18 protein-coding genes and 1 other annotated feature are annotated in these 22,727 nt (G+C 42.0%); of the genes, 2 read left to right on the forward strand and 16 right to left on the reverse strand.

Annotation, left to right across the window (positions count from 1 at the left end; all coding sequences use genetic code 11):
• The 3 genes from AKA01nite_RS06195 to glmU all read right to left on the reverse strand — a co-directional run bounded on the left by AKA01nite_RS06195 (window position 1) and on the right by glmU (window position 3,027).
• Window positions 1-444 (reverse strand): NusG domain II-containing protein, encoded by a 444-nt coding sequence (locus AKA01nite_RS06195; RefSeq protein ID WP_146924471.1) that lies wholly within the window; start codon window positions 442-444, stop codon window positions 1-3.
• 111 nt (window positions 445-555) lie between these two features.
• Window positions 556-1,548: a ribose-phosphate diphosphokinase gene (locus AKA01nite_RS06200; protein WP_146924454.1), complete on the reverse strand. Its 993-nt coding sequence runs from the start codon at window positions 1,546-1,548 to the stop codon at window positions 556-558.
• A 111-nt stretch (window positions 1,549-1,659) separates the two neighbouring features.
• Complete coding sequence (gene glmU / locus AKA01nite_RS06205; protein ID WP_146924455.1) at window positions 1,660-3,027, reverse strand: bifunctional UDP-N-acetylglucosamine diphosphorylase/glucosamine-1-phosphate N-acetyltransferase GlmU; 1,368 nt, start codon at window positions 3,025-3,027, stop codon at window positions 1,660-1,662.
• Window positions 3,028-3,257: 230 nt separating this feature from the next.
• Between glmU and AKA01nite_RS06210 the strand changes: the two genes are divergently transcribed.
• A complete protein-coding gene (locus tag AKA01nite_RS06210) occupies window positions 3,258-3,905 on the forward strand; it encodes a general stress protein (protein ID WP_146924456.1) in 648 nt (215 codons plus the stop codon).
• 168 nt (window positions 3,906-4,073) lie between these two features.
• Here AKA01nite_RS06210 and purR read toward each other — a convergent pair whose 3' ends face one another.
• The 13 genes from purR to AKA01nite_RS06275 form a co-directional block, all read right to left on the reverse strand.
• Window positions 4,074-4,901, reverse strand: coding sequence for a pur operon repressor (purR, locus tag AKA01nite_RS06215; RefSeq protein ID WP_146924457.1), 828 nt, complete (start codon window positions 4,899-4,901; stop codon window positions 4,074-4,076).
• 158 nt (window positions 4,902-5,059) lie between these two features.
• Window positions 5,060-8,491 (reverse strand): pyruvate carboxylase, encoded by a 3,432-nt coding sequence (pyc, locus tag AKA01nite_RS06220; RefSeq protein ID WP_146924458.1) that lies wholly within the window; start codon window positions 8,489-8,491, stop codon window positions 5,060-5,062.
• Window positions 8,492-8,637: 146 nt separating this feature from the next.
• On the reverse strand, window positions 8,638-9,714 hold the full coding sequence (locus AKA01nite_RS06225; RefSeq protein ID WP_186805120.1) for a diguanylate cyclase: 1,077 nt from the start codon (window positions 9,712-9,714) through the stop codon (window positions 8,638-8,640).
• A 216-nt stretch (window positions 9,715-9,930) separates the two neighbouring features.
• Entirely contained in the window at window positions 9,931-10,722 is a 792-nt protein-coding gene (locus tag AKA01nite_RS06230) for a metal ABC transporter permease (RefSeq protein ID WP_146924460.1), read from the reverse strand.
• Entirely contained in the window at window positions 10,659-11,375 is a 717-nt protein-coding gene (locus AKA01nite_RS06235; RefSeq protein ID WP_146924462.1) for a metal ABC transporter ATP-binding protein, read from the reverse strand. The genes AKA01nite_RS06230 and AKA01nite_RS06235 overlap by 64 nt, the downstream gene beginning before the upstream one ends.
• Window positions 11,376-11,411: 36 nt before the next feature.
• Window positions 11,412-12,407, reverse strand: coding sequence for a metal ABC transporter solute-binding protein, Zn/Mn family (locus tag AKA01nite_RS06240; RefSeq protein WP_146924463.1), 996 nt, complete (start codon window positions 12,405-12,407; stop codon window positions 11,412-11,414).
• 200 nt (window positions 12,408-12,607) lie between these two features.
• The gene (locus tag AKA01nite_RS06245) at window positions 12,608-12,865 is read right to left on the reverse strand and encodes a Veg family protein (protein ID WP_146924464.1); all 258 of its coding nucleotides are present in this window, start codon (window positions 12,863-12,865) and stop codon (window positions 12,608-12,610) included.
• A 217-nt stretch (window positions 12,866-13,082) separates the two neighbouring features.
• Window positions 13,083-13,988, reverse strand: coding sequence for a 16S rRNA (adenine(1518)-N(6)/adenine(1519)-N(6))-dimethyltransferase RsmA (gene rsmA, locus AKA01nite_RS06250; RefSeq protein ID WP_146924465.1), 906 nt, complete (start codon window positions 13,986-13,988; stop codon window positions 13,083-13,085).
• Window positions 13,975-14,550, reverse strand: coding sequence for a ribonuclease M5 (rnmV, locus tag AKA01nite_RS06255; RefSeq protein ID WP_146924466.1), 576 nt, complete (start codon window positions 14,548-14,550; stop codon window positions 13,975-13,977). The genes rsmA and rnmV overlap by 14 nt, the downstream gene beginning before the upstream one ends.
• 12 nt (window positions 14,551-14,562) lie before the next feature.
• Window positions 14,563-15,333 carry a TatD family hydrolase gene (locus AKA01nite_RS06260; protein WP_146924467.1) on the reverse strand — a complete coding sequence of 257 codons (771 nt, stop codon included), beginning with the start codon at window positions 15,331-15,333 and terminating at the stop codon, window positions 14,563-14,565.
• A 135-nt stretch (window positions 15,334-15,468) separates the two neighbouring features.
• The gene (metG, locus tag AKA01nite_RS06265) at window positions 15,469-17,508 is read right to left on the reverse strand and encodes a methionine--tRNA ligase (RefSeq protein ID WP_146924468.1); all 2,040 of its coding nucleotides are present in this window, start codon (window positions 17,506-17,508) and stop codon (window positions 15,469-15,471) included.
• 113 nt (window positions 17,509-17,621) lie between these two features.
• The gene (locus tag AKA01nite_RS06270) at window positions 17,622-18,446 is read right to left on the reverse strand and encodes a Cof-type HAD-IIB family hydrolase (protein WP_146924469.1); all 825 of its coding nucleotides are present in this window, start codon (window positions 18,444-18,446) and stop codon (window positions 17,622-17,624) included.
• A gap of 155 nt (window positions 18,447-18,601) precedes the next feature.
• The gene (locus tag AKA01nite_RS06275) at window positions 18,602-21,013 is read right to left on the reverse strand and encodes a glycoside hydrolase family 31 protein (protein WP_222592490.1); all 2,412 of its coding nucleotides are present in this window, start codon (window positions 21,011-21,013) and stop codon (window positions 18,602-18,604) included.
• Window positions 21,014-21,185: 172 nt separating this feature from the next.
• Window positions 21,186-21,391, forward strand: a binding site (T-box leader).
• 64 nt (window positions 21,392-21,455) lie between these two features.
• On the opposite strand from AKA01nite_RS06275, the gene tyrS reads away from it, so the two are divergent.
• On the forward strand, window positions 21,456-22,721 hold the full coding sequence (gene tyrS, locus AKA01nite_RS06280; RefSeq protein ID WP_146924470.1) for a tyrosine--tRNA ligase: 1,266 nt from the start codon (window positions 21,456-21,458) through the stop codon (window positions 22,719-22,721).
• Window positions 22,722-22,727: the final 6 nt, after the last annotated feature.

Consider the following 22,727-nt stretch of genomic DNA (forward strand, 5'->3'; position numbering starts at 1 on the left):
TTACATTGGAATGATGATATCGTCTTCCTGATCGATTTTTTCTCCATCAGGTGAACGTGTTTCAATCTCGATGATGAGTTCATGCGGTAGGACGACAGCTGTTTCACCAGGCTGACTGATCCAGCCTCTCCTCACTCCCAGCTGATCTGGACTGTTGTCTTCTTTATTGCGGATACGCGTACCATCCACTTCAATAATGTTGTACTGATTTTCAGAAGGATTTAATGTGAACTCTTCGTGAGGAGTCTCTTCGCTCAACTCCACACTATAAACTTCTTCTCCAGAAATACTCACTGTAGCAATAATCCGGGCATTTTCATCGACCTGACTCAGCTGCATACCGTAAACGACATGCGGAAGAAAAGAACCGAGCAGAAGAACAGCGATAATGATGATGTCCAGTGGTTTTGTACTTTTTAGATGATACTTCAGTTTGTCAAACATCACACTATCCCTCCTGATCTCGAATGAGATACTACTTCATTGAAAATTAAAACGGTGACTCAACGATTTGATCTGTCCAGTTTTCACTTATTCAGACCAGTCCCGTCTTTTTTATTCATCGTCTTTGATATATCCTTTAAATTGTTTTTCAAATAACGGTGACACTGAGCGGTTTTCATGAATACGCTTGATTGCATGCCCCATTAATTCTCCTACACTGACTTGTACGATTTTATCGATTTTTTTCTCTTCAGGAAGCATGATCGAGTCAGTCACGATCATTTTTTTGATCGGTGACTCTTCAATCCTTTCTATTGCTGGCCCTGAAAAGACTGGGTGCGTGCCGCAAGCATAAACATCCTTTGCCCCTTTTTCAACAAGTGCATCAGCGGCCAGTGTGATCGTCCCGGCTGTGTCGATCAGATCATCGATCAGGACAGCTGTTTTCCCTTCGACGTTACCAACGATATTCATAACTTGAGCAACGTTTGCTTTCGGTCGGCGCTTATCAATAATCGCGATCGGAGACTTCAAAAATTCTGCAAGTTTACGAGCACGCGTTACTCCTCCGTGGTCAGGTGAAACGACAACCGTATCTTCCCCGCCTAGCCCTTTATCCAGGAACCAGTTGGCAAGTAAAGAGGCGCCAAGAAGGTGGTCCACAGGTATGTCAAAGAATCCCTGGATCTGCGACGCATGCAAATCAAGAGTAAGCATACGGTCGGCACCCGCTTTCTCGATCATATTGGCTACTAATTTCGCAGTGATAGGTTCTCTGGAACGCGCCTTTCTATCTTGTCTGGCATATCCATAATACGGCATCACTATATTGACTGTTTTTGCACTCGCACGTTTCAGTGCATCGATCATGATCAGGACTTCCATCAGGTTATCGTTCGTCGGTGCTGACGTTGACTGAACGACATAAACATGATCTCCTCGAATACTTTCCTCAATGTTGATGCGAATTTCTCCATCACTGAATTTCGTTACAGAAACCTCTCCCAGCTCCACACCTATATCTTGAGCGATTTTTTCTGCAAGGGGCTTGTTGGAACTCAGCGCAAAGATTTTTAATTTTGGATCAGAATATTGTTCAGACATGTCGGCCTCCATCGTTTTTATTCTTTTATTTACATACTATCAGTTTATGCCTAAGAGTTAAATAAATCAACCGCTATAATCGTTGTTCTTTTTTATAAACACATTTCAGTTTTACTTTTCTGAATTTTTGAAATAATCCACTTTATTTGTCTGACGGGAACGTGCAATAGCTAAAGTCTCTGAAGGCACGTTATCAGTAATGGTAGATCCCGCCGCAATATAACTGTTATCCTCAATCGTTACAGGAGCGATCAAATTGGCATTGCACCCAACAAAGGAGTTGTCTCCCACTTTTATGTGATGTTTCTTTTTGCCGTCATAATTGACAAAAATCGTGCCACACCCCAGATTGATGTTCTCTCCTAAAGTAGCGTCACCTACATAGGTCAAATGTCCTACCTTGGATTTTTTTCCGATCGTCGCTTTTTTTATCTCAACATAGTTACCGATGTGTACTGCCTCTTTGATCACTGACTGGGGTCTCAAATGACTATTGGGTCCAATGTCACTATGGCTTTCCATGACAGATTCTTCGATCAGTGAGCTTTTCACCTCAACATCTGAATGAATGGTACTGTCCACAATAATCGAATGTGCACCGATCGTACAGTCTTCTCCGATAACTGTCTGACCTTTCAAATAAACTCCTGGTTCGATCACCGTATCCTGACCGATTTTCACATCACGTTCAATATAGGTATTATCCGGATCGATCAGGGTCACACCATTTCTCATATGCTGTTCGTTGATACGCTGTTTCATCAACTGGCTCGCTTTGGCCAAAGCGACCCGGTCATTCACTCCAAGCGCTTCTTCTTTATGGTCAAGCTGGTAAGCAGACACGAGCTCCTGTTTGTTTTTAAGGATTTCCATGACATCAGGGAGGTAATATTCGCCTTGAACATTATCGTTCCCCACTTCTTTCAAAGCACTGAACAATGCTTGATTATCAAAGCAGTAAGTCCCTGTATTGATTTCCTGTACAGCCTGTTCTTCTTCAGAAGCATCTTTCTGTTCAACGATTTTCAGCACCGAACCATCTTCGGACCGGATCACACGTCCATAGCCGAATGGATCATCAGCGTGAGCTGTCAGCACTGTCGCTTTGGCTCCTGCTGATTCATGATGTTTCATCAGTCCATCCAGGGTTTCCTTTGTAAGTAAGGGGGTATCACCACAGATAACCAGTGTCGTTCCCTCTTCATTTTTAAGGACAGGTTCTGCCTGTAAAACTGCATGGGCCGTACCCAGTTGTTCTTCCTGAAGCACATACTGGCTTTTACTGCTTAGACGTTCCTGTACTGTTTCAGCACCTACACCAGTGACTGTTACTATCGTATCGATATCGGCATCTCTTGCCTGGTCGACCACATGTTCTACCATCGGTTTACCCATGACCGGGTGCATTACTTTATATAATTTCGATTTCATTCGTGTTCCTTGTCCAGCTGCAAGTATCACTGCAAATCTTTTTGTCATTATTCGTCTCCTAACTGTGCTCTCACTGCGTGTAACTTTCACTTCTTTTTTGAAATAAATTAAATAAAAATTCTTCTTTTATCATACTGTATGGTCTGAATGTTTTCAAGATATATAAGGTTTAACATTTGAGCTGCCCCCTTTACTTTCATATAATGATATATAAGAACTAGAGTTTTTATACACCAGTAAGTTATTCAGGATTTTTAGACAATTTAAGGAGGATTACAATGAATAATCTGAATCAGCGTGTTGTGGGCAGCTATGAAGATGATAAAGAAACGAAACGCGTTATCCGACACTTGTTGAATCAGGGTTTTAATAACAATCAATTGACTATCTATACGAACGAAGAAAATCACCCTTTTGATTCCGGTCTGGAAAACGTCCAAGTTGCTCAACCTGAGACTGGAGCAGAAAAAAATGGCGGATCCGCTAAAGAAGACAAAAATTTCTGGGAATCGATTCGCGATGCTTTTCAAATTAGAAAAGATCATGATTTTGACAACAAAAATCATAAATCAGTCAATGACTTACTCAAACCTTACCGGCAAGATCTCAAAAAGGGTTTTTATGTCGTTGCTGTCGATGATTCTAATGAGCGCTCTAGAAGTAACAGCAGCTCAGATAAAAAAGACTCTACTGATGTAGAACATAAAGGTGGCCCCGATCCTGAGTTAGAAACGCTTGGGACAGCAGCGGGCTTCCCTAATGAGGGCTCTGTTCAGGGTATGGGAGATGGCAAGACCCCCCCTGTCGCTTCTCATTCCAAAGACGGCACCCCGCCGGAGCTGGAAGATACGGCGGCAAAGGCAGATGAAGAAGAAGCAACAGATGTTCGGCTGAGTCAGACACGTCATGAAGACCATACAAAATGATTCAATCAAAAAGAGGCTGGGCAAATCATGCTCCGGCCTCTCTTCTTTTTTATAAACAGTCTCCAAAACACATATACTATCTGCCTTCATGAATATTACAACAGATTTTCAGCTGCTTTATGCTCATGGTCTTCTATGATACGCTCTGGAGTTTTCCCGCGCCATTTTTCATTTTAATCCAGCAGAAAAATTCCCTTTAGAGATGTTGATCGTACGGTCATCAGTATCCACACTGTCCACCTTTAATAATGTTGTGTAATTCTCTACAGATCGTTTTCCTTTGAAGATATTTTCAGCGATAACTGTCGCACCAACCACCTCAGAATTAAATTCCTCGACCAAACTCATCATGCCACTGATTGTTCCGCCGCCTTTGATGAAATCATCGACGATGAGCACTTTTGAGCCCATATCCAGACTTCTTCTGGATAATTCCATTTTCTCGATCCGGTCAAACGAAGAACCGGAAACATAATTGATGCTCAAAGTGGATCCTTCTGTCACTTTAGACCCCCTGCTCACGATGACGAAAGGGACATCCAGATAGAAGGCAACAGACTGCGCGATCGGGACACCTTTTGTTGCGACCGTCATCACGCTGTCTACTTCTGTTTCCATATACTGAGAGGCAATAGCACGGCCGATGCGCCTCAGCCACTTGGGATCCCCCACCAAATCAGAAAGATACACATACCCTCCAGGCAAAAGGCGTTTTGAATGATTCAATTCTTCAATCAAGTCATCCAGGAACTGGCTGATATCTTGTTTATTCATTTTAGGGATATATTTCACTCCGCCTGACGCCCCGGGAATCGTTTCCAGGATCCCTATTCCTCTTTCAGAGAAAGTACGTTTAACGATCGTCAGGTCTTCGCTTATACTGGACTTTGCCGATTCATATTTCTTTGAAAATAATGACAAAGAAATAAGTGTATGCGGATGTTCCAGTAAATAATATGTCATATCGATCAATCGTTCACTTCGTTTCGTTTTCAATTACCCACACCTCATAAGTTTTGACACTGTCACTTTCTTGTGCTTAATTCTAACGATTTAAGTCAAGTCATGATAGTCCTGATAGTCCTGATTTTTCTGATTGCCCGTAAGGCCAGCTGCGTTAACAGTTATTTCCTCAGCTGATTGTACATCTTTTTTTATTTTGTTTCGATTTCAATAAGAAGATCATTGGTTTGAATCGTGTCGCCTTCTTTAACAAAAAGACGCTCGACCTTTCCGGCAATGGCAGAACGGATAGTGGTTTCCATTTTCATTGCTTCTGTTATAACGATAGGATCCCCTTTTTCAACTTTATCTCCGCGGTTGACCAGTACTTGAAGAACTGATCCCGGCATTGTTGCTCCCACGTGCCCTTTATTCGTCGGCTCAGCCTTTTTGCGAATTGCTTTAGTGCTTCGGACGTTTTTATCCTTCAGTTCGATTTGTCTTCCTTGTCCATTCAGTTCGAAATATAAGACACGGTTTCCTTCCAGATCAGGGTCACCAATCTGGTTGAGCTTGATAATGAGTGTTTTTCCTCTTTCCAGATTCACTTCTACCTGCTCCCCCATACGCATACCATAGAAGAACGTTGGGGTATCCAGCTTGGTTACTTCACCATACATATTATAAAAGAATGTATAATCCAAAAAGACTTGGGGGTACATAATGTAGCCAAGGACTTCTTCTTCTGACGGTTCCCGGTCCAAATGCTCACTCAGCTCTTTTTTTACTTTGTCAAAGTCAAGTGGCGCTTTATATTTTCCAGGTCTCATTTCCAAAGGCTTTTCATCTTTTAGAATTATTTTCTGCAGTCTCTCAGGGAAGCCCCCTTCAGGCTGTCCGATTTCTCCTTTAAAGAAACGTACTACAGACGTCGGAAAGCTTAAATCTTCGCCTTTCTCATACACGTCTTCTTCAGTCAGTTGGTTTTTGATCATAAAAAGAGCCATATCTCCTACTACTTTGGATGAGGGCGTCACTTTTATGATATCGCCAAACATACGATTGACAACGGCATACATTTCTTTTATATCATCCCACTGGTCTTCCAGTCCCAGTCCTTTAGCCTGCTGTTTCAAATTAGTATACTGGCCACCAGGCATTTGGTGTGTGTAAACTTCAGTCGAGGCAGCTGGCATTCCTTCCTCAAAATCAGCATAGTACTTTCTAGTATCTTCCCAGTAGCGATTTAATTGTTCCACATTTTTTATATTATATTTAGGTGCATGGGAAGTTCCTTCTAGTGCATAATATAGGCTCCCCATACTTGGCTGGCTGGTCTTGCCGCTTAGCGCACTCTGGGCCACGTCAACGATATCCACACCTGCTCTGATGGCGGCTCCGTATGTGTATACACCATTCCCGCTCGTATCATGCATATGGAGATGGATCGGAAGATCGACCGTGTTTTTCAATTCTTTTATCAAATAATACGCCGCTTGCGGTTTAAGCAACCCAGCCATGTCTTTGATCGCTAAAATATGTGCTCCGGCTGCTTCCAGGTCTTTTGCCATCCGCTTGTAATAAGTCATGGAATATTTTGTCTGATTTGAATCGAGTAGATCGCCTGTATAGCAAATAGCTGCTTCTGCAATTTTATTGTTGTCTCTTACATACTGAATGCTTTTTTCCATTTGAGGAAGCCAGTTCAGACTGTCAAAAATACGAAAAACATCGATACCATTCTTGGCGGCAAGACGGATGAATTCTTCCAGGACATTATCCGGATAATTGTCATACCCTACAGCATTCGACCCGCGAAACAGCATCTGAAAAAGTGTGTCGGGCATTTTTTTCCTCAGTTTCTTCAAACGTTCCCAAGGATCTTCAGTCAGGAAACGATAGGCAACATCGAAGGTTGCCCCGCCCCACATTTCCATAGAAAACAATTCGGGGATGGCTTTTTCTGTTTTTTCAGCAATGGTCAGCATGTCATGCGTACGCAAACGGGTGGCAAGTAGACTCTGATGGGCATCTCTAAAGGTTGTGTCCGTCAGTAATACCGAATCCTGGGCTTTCACCCATTCAGCCACCTTTACTGGACCTTCCTTATCCAGGATGTGTTTAGGATGAACGATTTCTTTTGAAGGCAGTATAAGATTTTCAGGCATTCTCGGTTCTTTGAAAGCCCGCTTTTCCACTTTACCGATGCCCGGAAATCCATTCACGGTAACATTGCCGATATATTTCAACGTTTTATTGCCGCGGTCTCTAATTTTTTTGTATTGGAACAGTTCAGGTGTTTCATCTATAAATCGTGTCGTCATCGTCCCGTTTTTAAACGTCGGATGTTTCAGTACATTGATAAGAAATGGAATATTCGTGACGACACCTCTAATACGAAATTCCTCCAGGGCGCGTGTCATTTTCTGCAGCGCCTTTTCATAGTTCAATCCTTCAGTTGACACTTTAACCAGGAGCGAATCAAAAAAAGGAGTAACGACAGAACCCTGGAAACCATTTCCCGCATCCAAACGTATTCCGAATCCTCCCGGAGAACGATATGTGTTGATCCTTCCTGTATCAGGCAGGAACCCATTCGCCGGGTCTTCAGTTGTTATACGGCACTGAATAGCAGCACCTTTAAGTTTGATATCCTCTTGTTCCGGTATCCCGATTTCTGAATGCAGTAAATGGTTCTGAGCAATCAGTATCTGAGCTTGAACGATATCGATTCCCGTTATCATTTCAGTGATCGTGTGCTCGACTTGAATACGCGGGTTGACTTCAATAAAGTAAAAAGAATCCCCTTCAAGTAAAAACTCGACAGTCCCCGCATTCACATAACCAACATGCTTCATTAATTTTACGGCTGTCTGGCAGAGCTGTTCTCTCGTTTGTGCATCCAGTTCCACACACGGGGCTACTTCAACGACTTTTTGATGTCGTCTCTGGACAGAACAATCTCTTTCAAATAAATGCACAATATTTCCATGCTGATCACCTAATACTTGAACCTCTATATGTTTAGGGTCGGCAATATATTTTTCTACATACAGATCGTCCAGTCCAAAAGCTGCCTTCGCTTCACTTTTAGCTCGTTTAAATTCTTCAGCCGCTTCGCTTGGGGTGTGGGCAACGCGCATCCCGCGGCCTCCACCTCCCATAGCTGCTTTCATGATTATTGGGTATCCGTGTTCCTCGCCGAACGAAAGGACATCCTCCACACGATCGACTGGGCCGTCTGTCCCTGGAACTGTTGGGATGTCCGCTTCGATTGCTGCTTTTTTAGCTTTGATTTTATCTCCAAAAATATCTAAATGATGCGCGTCTGGTCCTATAAATTTCAGTCCATTAGCTTCACAGGCTTTCGCAAAGGTCAGATTTTCTGAAAGGAAGCCATAACCAGGATGTATTGCATCTGCTCCTGCTTTTTTTGCAACTTCGATGATACTCATACCATCTAAATAAGCTTCGATCGGTTTTTTTCCTTCCCCAACTAAATAGGCTTCATCTGCTTTAAACCGGTGCACACTTGCTTCATCTTCTTGTGCATAAATCCCTACTGTTTCAATATCAAGTTCTGCTAATGCTCTGAAAATACGAATAGCTATTTCACCTCTATTCGCGACCAATACTTTTTTCATTACATTTTCACCTCTTTATTATTTACATTAATTTTTTTCATCTGGAAATTACTTTCTTATTTTACCAGAGTACGTCTTGAAACAAAAAGTTATTTGTTCATTATACTAAGAACTGAGACCGATAAGTACGTATTTCAAACTATAAATCAAGCGCTGATCCGGTTTCTTCCACTATTTTTGGATTTATAAAGCAGTGCATCTGCCATTTCGATCATACTTGAAAGTTGATCGACCGTATCCGGATAAACTGCCACACCTGCGGAAACAGTGATGGGGATTTGAATCAGCTCGCTGGTCACAAAATTATGCTGGGCTATTTTTGTGCGCAATCTTTCGGCCAGCCAGACTGCTTCCTTTTTAGTACTCTCAGGCAGGACGATAGCGAATTCTTCCCCACCTTTTCTAAAGGCCACTCCCTTATCCTTTATTGTTTCTTCTAAAATACGCCCCAGTTCAACCAGCACATAATCCCCTGCAGCGTGGCCGTAGGTGTCATTAGTCAGTTTGAACCGGTCAATATCAAGCATGATGATGGCACAGGGATGCTGTTCTCTTTCTGATTTCTGTGAAACCTCATTCCAGTAATCTGTAAAACGTCTCACGTTACTCAATCCAGTCAGAAAATCTGTTGAAGATTCAATCTGATACTTCCTGAAAAGATATTCTGAGTTTCTTATGTAATTAACGAGATAGACGGCAGACATACCAGTCAGAGTCGAAGCGACCCAATATAGAAGGATGATTGGAAGTAAATTTATCTTTTGAACGATAATTATCAAAAAATAAGTGGCTATGATGTTTGAGTACAGAGTAAAGTAAAGTCCTTTTCTCAGCATGCGTTCTTCTTTTTTCAATACATGATCCAATACGTAGTACCCAATCAAAAAAATGTCCATCATATAACCGGCATAAACAGCAGACAGGCCTAATCCGATTTGGAAACGACTCAGGACAATAATGAATCCGCTGATCAATGCGGAACGCTTACTTACAAAAAGAACAAGCAGCATGACAGGCACGAATCTGAAATCAATAATCGTCTCTTCGGTAATATGTATTGAAAAATACATCAGTAAATACCCCAGAATTCCTCCACACAGTCCATCTATAAGCGTAGAGAGTCCGGGTAGAAACATTTGTTTGTGACTTTTCCATCTGAATTGCATGTAAATAAAAATCAGAGAGATCACAATAGAAAAATTAACAAATAAATCAGGTAACATCTCATCCCCCTCTCGCATTAGTTCAAGGTTACTGTTCATTTTACTCTTCTTTCTATTTCATCTTACAATAGTGTATCACGTTGTTTCCTCATAGACAAAGCTTGTTTCATCTCTTGCTGGAGACACGTTCCTGAGAGCAAATAAAGACATATTCTTTGTATACAAATAAGAGGCTGAGAAAAATAGACTTATCCCCGCCTCTTATCCTTTTATTTTTCATTTAAAAACTGCGATGACCGAAAAAACAGCTATATAGATCAAAGTTATCGTTGCTCCGGGTGGGGTTCCTAAATAATACGAACCCACAAGACCCATGATCATACCGAACAAGGCAACGACGATACCAATAAAAATAACTCCATTAAAACTTTTACTTAATCTGATGGATATCGCAGCAGGCAGTATGAGTATCGCAGATACTAAAAGTGCTCCGACAATGGGCATGATAAGTGCTATCGTTACGCCGGTCAGGATATTGAACATCACAGACATGAATTGTATCGGCAGCCCTGCCGTATATGCTGTTTCTTCATCAAATGTCAAAGTATACATAGCTTTTCTGAAAACACTGTATAAAATGATAATAAGTAAGGTCAGCACAAGCAGCATCCAGACTTGCTGGACAGAAATGGTTACAATAGAGCCAAAGAGGAACTGCTGTATACTGACGGTCGCTCCACTATCATTCAGTCCCATCAATACCAGGGCCACTGCCATACCTCCAGACATTAAAATGGCAATGGAAATCTCTGAGTAGGTCCGGTAGACTTTCCGGAGGTATTCCAGTATACCAGCCACGACCACAACCACTAGAATATTCATCCAGGTCGGGTCATAACCTAACAGCAGACCCAGCGCCACACCCGCTAAAGATACATGAGAGAGGGTGTCTGCCATTAGAGACTGACGTCTAAGGATGAGAAAGAGCCCAAGCATTGGTGCAATCAATGAAATGAGGACGGATGCTTGGAACGCTCTTTGCATGAATCCATAGAGAAACATCTCCATGGCGACCCCTCCTTTCTGACGAGCTCGATATGTTTATTGGCATAATGGCGGATTTCTTCATGATCATGTGTGACCATAAGAATACCTTTTCCGTGATAGTCACTTGCATGCTTTAAAAGTTTGTAAAATTCTTCTCTGGAAGCGACATCCATCCCAGTCGTTGGTTCATCTAAAATAAACAGGTCGGGATCCATTGCAAAGACACGAGCAATAGATATGCGCTGTTTCTGTCCGCCAGACAGTTCGCCGATTTTTTTATGACGCATCTCCCACATCCCTACAGATTCGAGAGCTTTTTCAACATGTTTTTCATCATCTTCGTCTAGTTTTTTGAACCATTTCCCTCGTGGATAACGTCCGGATCTGACTAGTTCCAACACTGTACTTGGAAATCCTGCATTGAATGAAGCAACTTGTTGAGGGATATAGCCGACAACAAGCTTTTTGTTTTCTCTATTTTTTTTAGAAAGCATGACCGAGCCTTTTGTCGGCTTAAGTAAACCTAAAATATTACGCAAAAGCGTGGTCTTAGCTGCCCCATTTTCTCCAGTAAGCATAGCAAAGTCTCCGGAGTTCACTTCAAAACAAATGTTTTCAAGTACTGGTTCATCTTCATAGTGAAAAGCCAGATCCTCAACTTTTATATACTGCATATAATTTCCTTCTTTCATTTATTGTGACTTGAAAACTTACTGGATACTCAATTTCAATGCTTCCAGATTTCTTCTCATTCCTTCAATATATCCCTGACCTTTTGCTTCTATGGTTTCCGGTAAATAGGCCAGAGAATATAATTCAGCAACATCTGCACCTGTCTCATTGGCGACTGTTTCAGCTATTGATGAGTTAGCTCCTTCCTGGAAATAGATCACAGGAATATCATAGTCTAGAACGAGCTGATTGATCTCAGCAATACGGGAAGGGCTGACTTCGACCTCAGTGGTTATCCCACCAACTGCCATCTGTATCAAATCATAACGATGAGCGAGATAACCGAAGGCTTCGTGCTGAGTGACGAAGCGTCTCTTTGAGGCACCACTGAAGGCTGATTCGAATGTTTCATGCAATGCCTGCAGTTCACTCTGATAGGCTTCAGTATTTCTGGAATAGTCTTTTGAGTGTTCAGGATCGATTTCAATAAAGGCCTCTTTTACTCTTTCGATCTGTTCTTGAACCAGTAAAGGATCCAGCCAGACGTGCGGATCCACGGCATGGACATCATTTTCTTCTTCATGAGCATGACCCTCTTCATCATCAATAGCTTCACCCGAATCAAGCAAGTCGATCTCTGCTGCTTGTTCCACTACAACAAGATCTTCATTGTCGATTGAATCCAGCATACTCTTCACCCATGTTTCCATTTCGTCGCTGCTGTAAACGAACATATCGGCATCATTGATCATCGCCATATCTCTAGCACTTGGTTCGTAGTGATGCACGTCTGTCCCACCTGAAATCATCATTTCAATATCAGCCAGATCACCGGCGACCTGTTCCGTGAATTCATACACTGGATAGAAAGTCGTGACGACTGAAAACTTTCCTTTGCCAGCCTCAGTACTGTCTGCAGCTTCACCCCCGTTATTGCTTTCACTATCCACGGGAGCATCTTGTGTATTGGATGCACATGCACCCAGCGCTGTCAAAGTGATCAGCGAGATAAGTAGTTTATATATTCTATTCATTCATAGTATCCTCCAAATTTTTGCAAATCGTAATCATTACGATTTAAAGAATAGCACTTTTTTCAGGCTTCTGTCAAGCAAATCCTGCTCAACGCTAAGTGACATTCTTCTTTGTCTATAACTGAGGGTATTTTTGCAAAAATAAAAAGTAGTACGATTTATAAAAATCATACTACTCGAGTTTGCTGCGCTTATTCTGATTAAGTGAATACTAAATTATCTTCCTCTGAAAACTCTACTGTCACGGAATTAGTAAGTACATCCGTATAATTGTATGAAACACGCTCCACTGCATTTTCTTTCTGATCAAGTGCCACGACGAAGACCGAAGGATATGTTTCCATTAGAATACCTTTGCGTTCTGTCGTTTTTTTTCTTCCAGCTTGTGCAGTCAATTTGATTTTCTGACCAATTTGACTATCCAAGGCTTTCTTAATGCTCGCTAAAGACGTTGGCATATTTCGACTCACCTCACAAAGTAGTAGATCAAGTATACCATTAAAACACGAAAATTGAAAGCTATCTAACGGTAAAAGATAGGATTTTGTGTGAAGATTAGATTTCAGTAAATTTTAAAAACCTTTAGAATCAGTTATCTTTTGAATATAATGAACTTTTTTTAATAAATACACGCCTTGCGCTACACTCATTGTTCGGTTTTTAGCCTAGTCAAGATCATATGATCTTATCATTTTTTGTGAATCCCATTTGACTGAATGCATTCGATAAACGCGCAAACTCATCGATGGTGAGCGTTTCCCCTCTTCTTTTAGGATCTATCCCTGACTGTTTTAACGCCTTTGACATTTTATCCTTTATTCTTTCATCTTTCCCGAAAGCAGCCTGCAGATTATTCCACAATGTTTTACGACGCTGTACAAAAGTCGAACGAGTTAAGATAAAGAAAAGTTCTTCATCATTTATGTCTATGTCAGTTCCCTTTTTTCTGGTCAATTTAATAATAGCTGAATCCACATTCGGCTGCGGCATAAACACTGTCTTTGGGACTGTAAAGGCAACCTCTGCATCCATGTAGTACTGGACAGCGATCGATAAAGAGCCATATGCTTTTGTACTTGGCTGAGCAGACAAGCGACTGGCCACTTCTTTTTGCATCATCAGTACCATGCGGTCAATAGGTAAATGTGATTCAAGAAATCTCAGAATAATGGGGGTCGTGATATAGTAAGGCAGATTCGCTACAACAACGATTTCTTCAGTATCCTTTAAACGCGCTTTATAAAATGCATCCATATCTACATTTAAAATATCTTCATGAATGATTTCAATGTTACTGTACGGGGACAGCGTATCATCTAACACCGGAAGTAGACGCTCATCGATCTCAAATGCGATCACGCGTCCTGCTCTTCTCGCAAGCTGTTCAGTTAAAGCGCCGATCCCTGGACCGATTTCGATCACTGTTGTTTTTTCAGAAACATCACCCGCTTCAACAATATTTCTCAGTATATTGGTATCGATGATAAAGTTCTGTCCCAGACTTTTTTTGGCAGAAAGACCATAAGTCTGAAGGATTTCTTTTGTGCGATTCGGTGTGGCAATATCTTTATGATCCATTATGAGAGTGTTCCTTTCGTATTTTCGTTAAAGCATCTCGTACATCCTGTTCCGTAAAGCCGAACATCGTCAGACGTTTTTTTAACTGTTTTCCATTTGTATAACCGATGCGCAGCTCTTCCCCGAGGGCTTCCCGAAGTTTCCTGGCTTCTGCGGTGCCAATCAGCCCTTTTTCGATCAGAAAAGATTGGCTGACCGTCTCCTGGGCATCAATGCGTTCTACTACAACTTCGTTTAAAGCTTCTTTAATGTCATTTAAAGAAGCATGTTCGATACCTAGACTGGCTTTGACTGATTTTCTATGCCGTCCTTGGTCTCTTGTGATAAAAGCATGTTTAACACCGGGCACATTCATGGAAATGATTTTCCGGATTTTTTCTCCTGGTCCGTCTGGATCGGTGAATACGATAACACCACGGGTTTCCTGAGCCAGGGCGATGCGTTCGAGCGTTTCCTCATCGATCGCAGAGCCGCGTGTTTCGATCGTATCTGCTTTTACAGCCTGTTTCAGGCGCTTTGTATCATCTTTTCCCTCAACGACAATAATTTCTTTGACTTTTTTCATCTCAAGCTCACCCTAGTCTTCCAGATTGAAAAGACGCAGGGCATTCTGAGTTGTCTGATCCGCAACGTCTAAAAATGATGTCCCTCTCTGTTTTGCAACTTCTTCTGCTACATATTTTACATATGCCGGTTCGTTACGCTTTCCCCGATTGGGCATAGGAGCCAGATAAGGGGCATCTGTCTCCACAAGCAGTTTTTCAAAAGGAACATGCTTGGCTACTTCTTTTACTTCAGGGGCATTCTTGAAAGTAACAACCCCACTGAGTGAAATATGCATGCCAATATCCAGGAACTTTTCCATCCAGTACGTGTCAAGATTAAAGCTGTGCATGATCCCGCCTGTATCACCAGCATGTTCTTCTTTGAGTATACGGTACGTATCTTCAGTTGCTTCGCGGTTGTGGATACTGACGGGAAGCTTTAATTCTTTCCCTACTCTTATCTGCCGTCTGAATGCATCATGCTGAACAGACTTTGGGGCACTGTCCCAGTAATAATCCAGACCCATTTCCCCCATTGCAACAACGTTATCCGCTCTAAGCTCCTCCAGAAGCCAGTTTTCAACAGCATCTGTATACGTGGCTGCTTCAGTTGGATGCCAGCCGATGATAGAATATACCCCCTCGTGCTTACTGCTTAATTCCAAAGTTTTTCGGATAGTCTCTGTGTCGAATCCGACCACCGCCATGCGGGTGACTTGATTCTCTCTAGCCCTCTTTATCGTTTCCAACTCTTCACCTTTAAACTGGTGAACGTTTATATGTGTATGAGTATCAAAAAGCATGTGTTCTCTCCTTCATTTATCTCGCCTGACTCAGTTAGTACTTGCTGAAAAGAGAAATTCCAACAAAGTTAAAAGACAGCTCTTTTTTCTTTACTGGAATTTCCCGTTGAATTATTTATTTAAATCGATCAATGGCTAGGCCACAATGGATCCATTGGGCATATGAGATGGCGCTTCGACTACAGTCAAGTGACCCTCTTGATCTTCAGCTGACAATATCATACCCTGACTGATTTCGCCACGCATTTTTCTTGGTTTCAGGTTGGCTACAATAACGACCTTTTTCCCGATAAGTTCTTCTGGATCAGGATAAAATTCAGCTATTCCAGACAGTATCTGACGGTGGCCTCCCTCATCATTGGCATCTAATCTGAATTTCAGTAATTTGTCTGCCTTTTCGACTTTTGAAGCCGCAACGATTTCAGCTACCTTCAGTTCCATACGATCAAAGACGTCATACTTGATTTCTTTTTCTTTCACAGAGCTCAGTGTTGTTTCTTCGGGATTAAATGTTTCCAATTCTTGTGATCCTCCTTTTTCTTTTGCAGTCTGTTTCATCCAGCCTTCTATCACTGCGGCTTCTTCTTTAACATCCAAGCGGGGGAATACAGGCGTACCTTTGTTGACAACGGTTTTTACTTTGTCATGTTTAGTAAATGCCATTTTTGTAAAAGCGACATCTGATTCAGAAAAGCCCAGCTGTAAAGCGATTGCTTTTGAAGTGTGCAGCAGGATCGGTTGAAGTAAAACAGACGTAATACGCAGGCTTTCTGACAAGTGTGCCATGACACTTTCCAGTTCAGTTTTTTTGCTGTCATCCTTAGCTAATACCCATGGTTCTGTCTCATCGATATATTTATTGGTTCGGGAAATAAGCTTCCAGACAGATTTAAGTGCAGAACTGAACTGCATTTGAGCCATATCGATTTCATATTCATCAACGGTTTCAAGCGACTGCAGGCGTAATGCTTCGTCAAAAGGTGTCATGTCCCCTTTATATTCGGGCGTCTTCCCGTTGAAATATTTATTGATCATAGCCACTGTGCGATTCAGTAAATTTCCTAAATCGTTTGCTAGATCATAATTGATTCGAGACACAAAATCTTCAGGCGTAAACACGCCATCACTGCCAAAAGTTACTTCACGCATCAGATAATAACGGACAGCATCAACGCCGTAACGCTCAACCAGTTTCTCAGGATATACGACATTCCCTTTAGACTTGGACATCTTGCCGTCTTTCATCAGCAGCCAACCGTGCCCGAAAACCTGTTCCGGTAATGGCAGATCAAGAGCCATGAGCAGGATAGGCCAGTAGATTGTATGGAAACGAACGATTTCTTTGCCGACCATCTGCACATCTGCGGGCCAGTATTTTCTGAAGGTTTCCGGCTGCTCGTCAAAACCGCCTAAATCAGGATCGTAACCAAGCGCTGTGATATAATTCGTGAGCGCATCGATCCACACGTAGACAACGTGCTTGGGATTTGAGGGTACGGGAATACCCCAGTCAAACGTTGTACGGGAAACGGCTAAATCTTCAAGTCCCGGTTTTATGAAATTATTGATCATTTCTTTTTTGCGAGATTCAGGTTGAATGAAATCCGGGTGCGTTTCATAATAGTCAAGCAAACGATCCGCATACTTACTCATCTTGAAAAAGTAAGACTCTTCCTTGACCCACTCAACTTCATGACCACTAGGCGCAATACCACCGATCACATTACCGTCTTTGTCTTTAAAGACCTCAGCCAGCTGTGTTTCGGTGAAAAACTCTTCATCAGATACAGAATACCAGCCAGCGTAATCACCTAAGTAGATATCTCCCTGGGCAATAAGCTTCTCGAAAATTTTTCCCACAACTTCCTGATGTTTCGAATCTGTAGTACGGATAAAGGCATCATTGGAAATCTCAAGTGTTTTCCAGAGACTTTTTATTTTTTCTGCCATCGAATCCACATATTCTTTTGGAGTCTGATTTAATTCATGTGCTTTAGTTTCGATTTTCTGACCGTGTTCATCGGTTCCAGTAAGGTAAAAGGTATCAAACCCCTTCAAACGTTTGTATCGGGCCAAAACGTCACAGGCGATCGTCGTATAGGCATTACCTATATGCAACTGACCACTGGGATAGTAAATGGGTGTTGTAATATAAAACGATTTTCTTTCAGACAACTCAGTGTCCTCCTTTAATAGGCTTTGATTTAATTATTCCTTGATGCTAAATAATCTTTTCTTAACTAGTATAGCATAGGAGGGCTTATTGAAAAAGAATGGAATAAGTGAGTTTATATCAAACCAAAGTATTCCAGAGCGTTTTTGATTCCATCCTTATCTACGTCATCTGTGACATAGTCCGCTACTGCTTTGACATTATCCCAGCCATTTCCCATAGCCACACTTGTTTCTACATAAGCAAGCATTTCCAGATCATTGGGACTGTCACCAAAGGCGTAAGTATTTTCGCGTTTTAAGCCAACATGATTTAAATAATGTTCGATACCGGTAGCCTTTGAGATCCCTTTACTTATAATATCTACTGTGTAATAATTTGACCTGGCAAAATGCAGATCCTGAAATAGATGCTTATAATGCTGTTCTTCTTCCATGGACGTTTCAATGATGACCTGGTAAATAGGCTTTCCCTCATATTCCTCAGGTTTCGGTGGCTTTTTTATCAGACGACTGAGAAACGAATATTTAATGGATCCGGGAATCAATTTTGCAATACCTTTTAGTAAAGTTAAGACCGAACTGCGTTTTGCAAGGGAAACGATGGAATTACTGAAAATATCTTTTGCTCCGCACAAAATGATCCCATCGTTGTTTTCTACTGCATGAGCGATCAGCTTATCAACTGTTTCTTTTTCGATTGGGTTATGGTAGACCACTTCTCCTTCATGGACGACAAGCTGGCCGTTCATAGCGATGTAACTGTCGATCCCCAATTCATTGCGTACTTCTTCGATGAGCAATGGTGCCCGTCCAGTTGATATAACGGGTAATATATTATTCTTCTTCAAGTCTTGTATCGCTTGCTTTGCTGACTCGGGGATGCTGTTGTACTTTGTTACCAGCGTACCGTCTATATCAAGAAAAACCACTTTTTCCATTATGAAAGTTCACTTCCTTTATATCTGTGTCTCCCTTATTGTATCACGAGTTTTACGACAGCGCCTAAGATAAGAAAGAAAAAGAAAGCAGTGATTGTTAAGTCTAACTGACCACGATTCTGCTTTCTTTTCTGTCATGTTATATTAAATCTTTTTTAATCGACTTCATCAGGATTTGCCCAGACGATTTCACTGATGGCATCGATAATATCTTCACCTAGATCCAATGCCAACAAGGCACTGATGACTCGGGCACTGCTTTTACCTCTGATGATCGTGTTGTATATTTTCTCTTTCTGACTGATAGGCAACTGTGCACGATCCAGGAAACGGAACAATTCACCATGCATATCGTTTTTCTTCAACTTCACTTCTTTTAAATTGACAGTATAAGATGAATCTATTGGCTGCTTTGGAATAACGACTTTTGTCACTTTTCCTTCTCTATAAACCTCTACATCAACTATTTCATCATTCACACGTACTTCCGGCATTTTATGACAGGCAAACCCAACTAAGGTCAGAGTAAACTGTCTTTCATCCGGTAAAATATCATGGTTGCCAACTGGGCTATCTATACGGAATATCGACCATTCATCTTCCTTTTCACTCCAGATCAGGTTCATTTTTGTTGTTATTTCTTCTGATCCCTTGCCCAATCCATCATCTTCATATAAAGAAAAACTTCCGTTATCCCCGGCATAAATTCTTATTTCCATATTTTCCGGGTTACCTGTGTGATTACCATAGCTCTGGTCAAGCGGAACGATCCCACCTGCCTTTACAAATACAGGATAAGCCGATAACGAACGGTATATGTCTATTGTCCGTCCCCCTTCATACGCACGGTTAATAAAGAAATCATACCAGCGGCCTTCAGGGAGCCAGACTTTGACTTTTCCTAAGCGTAAATCTTCTCTTAAAGGTGACGTAACAGGTGCCACGATCATCTGTGTTCCAAAATAGTACTGATTTGGTACCTCATACGCTTCTTCTTTCCATGGGTAATGATAGTACATCGGACGGATAAGCGGAAAATCATCAAAATGACTGATAACATTCATCGTATAGATATAAGGAATCAGGCGATGTCTCAGCTGTAGAAATTCTTTTACTATTCTCTCAGCATTATTTCCATATCGCCAAGGCTCTTTTCCACTGAATTCGCCGTCTTGACTGTGCAGGCGATTGATCGGTGAAAAGACGCCAAACTGTACCCAGCGTACAAAAAGCTCGTTATCTTTTTTACCTCCATAATGTCCGCCGATATCATGGCTCCACCAGCCATACCCGACATTGGACGCCGTCGCCGTAAAGTAAGGCTGAAAATCGAGCGAATCCCATGTCGAAGCGGTATCTCCAGAAAAACCGATCGGATACCGGTGGGAACCCAAGCCGGCATACCTTGAGAACACGAGGGGACGGCTATCTCCTCTACCGTTGTCAAGAAAATGGTAGTGATTGAGCATCCATAATGGATCCAGTCCTTCGACTTTTGTGATGCTTCCCTGCTGCCAGTCGATCCACCAGAAGTCGACACCTATCTCTTCATGCGGATGATGCAGGTACCTGAAATAAGCATCTAAAAACTTGGGATTGGCGATATCGAAATTGACTGGTTTATTTTCTTCAATATCAACCCCCATTTCTTTAGCCATTGGTTCATACATTTCCTCATAAGGTTGTACACCATTGGCGGGATGCAGATTGAGTGTCGTGCGCAGTCCTTCTTTTTCCAACCAGTTCAGGAATTCTTCTGGATCCGGGAATAAATCTGTATCCCATGTGTAGCCTGTCCAGCCCGATCCATATTCAGGAGGGACATCCGTCAAATGCCAATCCATATCTATAACGGCAACAGAAAGTGGTATATCTCTCGTTTTAAATTCTTTGATCAAGCGTTTATATCCTTCCTGAGAATACGGATAATACCGGCTCCACCAGTTGCCCAGCGCATATCTCGGCAGCCTCGGAGCTTTGCCTGTCAAGTGATGATAATCTTTCAAAGTACCTAGATAATCGCGTCCATAGCTAAAGAAATACATATCTGTAATGCCTTTAGACCTTTTCTTCACCCAGCCATCATCCGTCAGCAGCATGGATTTGCTGTCGTCAAAAACTGAGTAACCATTTTTGTTCATGAGTCCTTCCTCAAGCTCGATAGCACCATCTGCAAAGTCCAGCGTTCGTGCAGTCCCTTTCAAAGTATCCGGTTTTTCACCAAAGTGCCATGTGCTGTGGTAAAGGCTGTAATTTCCGATGGCTTCTATCCGCAGGTTGTTTTTTGTAAAACCGCCCTCTTCTTTGTGAAAAATCAGGTGGGCTTTGGGCGTAATGATTTCTAAATATTCGTCATTTTCTTTCTTTTTGAATTCTGGTGTATCAAAATTACGATTTAAAACCACTTGAGTAGCCCGATCCTCAAATTCTCCATTTTCTTCGTACTCTAAACGGAAAAGTGCTGTTGTTAAAATTGTAAATCGGTAATTTTTCCATATAACCTGTGATTCAGATGGAGCTACTGGTTTTCTATATAAATTAAATACTTCTTTTCTATCCTGAATCAAGTCTCCTCATCCTTCCCAATTGAGTCTTATTTATATTTTAGCATACACATAATATTTCTCCACTTATAACCGATTTATTATGTTATTAAATGAACCATTTATGTTAAGACCTAAGAGGTGACTGCACAGTTGACTTCCCCCTTTTATTCCCTTATACTTGCTGATATAAATAATAACAGCGATGAATAGGCGAAGTAGTCTGTCTGAATAGTTTAAGAGAGCGAATGGCCGGTGAAAATTCGCCTAATCAGAACAGCCGAATTACACCTTTGAGCTGCTCTCTTTTTGAGACGCATCCTGGCGTTATAGGATCGAGTGAGGTCAAGTTTTATGATTGACTTCAATCTGGGTGGTACCACGGCTCTGTTCGTCCCGGCAAAGGCATAAGCTTTTGCGGGGGCTTTTTTATTGCTTAAGTATATACGAAAAGGAGAAGTTGAAAATGAATATACTAGATGAACTAAAATGGCGGGGAGCCATTAATCAGCAAACCGATGAAGCGGGCTTGCGGGAACTGATAAACGAAAAGGACATTGCCCTGTACTGTGGCATCGATCCTTCTGGAGACAGCATGCATGTGGGTCATCTCATCCCTTTCATGATCCTGAAACGGTTCCAGCTAGCCGGACACAAACCGGTCATTCTGATCGGCGGAGGAACAGGGTCGATCGGCGACCCCAGCGGACGCAAATCTGAACGCCAGCTCCAGACGATGGAGCAGATCGAGAAGAATGCTGAAAAATTAAGTAATCAGATGCGCCAGCTGTTCGAAGCAGGATCAGAGCATTCCGGCATCAAACTTGTCAATAACTATGACTGGTTAAGTGAACTTTCCTTCCTGGACTTCCTTCGCGATTTCGGAAAAGAGTTCAATATCAACACGATGCTAGCCAAAGATGTGGTATCGAGTCGACTGGATACAGGGATTTCTTTTACTGAGTTCAGCTACCAGATCATCCAGTCCGTTGATTTTCTGCATTTGTTTCAGGATGAAGAGGTTCAACTCCAGATCGGCGGTTCCGATCAATGGGGCAATATCACAGCTGGGCTTGACTTGATCCGTAAAAAAGAAGGGGCTGAAGCCAAAGCCTTTGGTCTCACGATCCCACTGCTTTTAAAAGCTGATGGGACAAAATTCGGGAAATCTGCTGACGGAGCGATTTGGCTGGATCCAGACAAGACAACACCTTATGAATTTTATCAATTCTGGTTCAATCAGGATGACCGGGATGTCGTCAAGTACCTGAAATACTTTACCTTCCTTTCTAAAGAAGAAATAGAAGATTTGGCTGAACAAGTAGAGACAGAACCGCATAAGCGCTCAGCGCAGAAAGCTCTGGCTGAAGAAATGACCCGCTTTGTTCATGGACAGCATGCGCTGGATGAAGCAGTTGAGATTTCTAAGGCCCTGTTTTCTGGAGACATAAAAGGTTTGACAGCAGCCCAAATCGAATCGACTTTCAAAGATGTCCCGACATCTGAAGCACCTAAAGGCGAACATAAACTAGTTGAATTTTTGGTCGATCTGACAAAAATCGAACCGTCACGACGTCAGGCACGGGAAGATATCAAAAATGGCGCGATCCGTATTAAAGGCGCCCAAGTAAAAGACACCGACTACACGATTTCAGAGGCCGACAGTTTTGACAACCGTTTTGTAATCATACGTAAAGGGAAGAAGAAATATTTCCTGGTCAATTTAATTTAATAGAAG

The sequence above is a fragment of the Alkalibacterium kapii genome, assembly GCF_007988865.1.
GTDB lineage: Bacteria > Bacillota > Bacilli > Lactobacillales > Carnobacteriaceae_A > Alkalibacterium > Alkalibacterium kapii.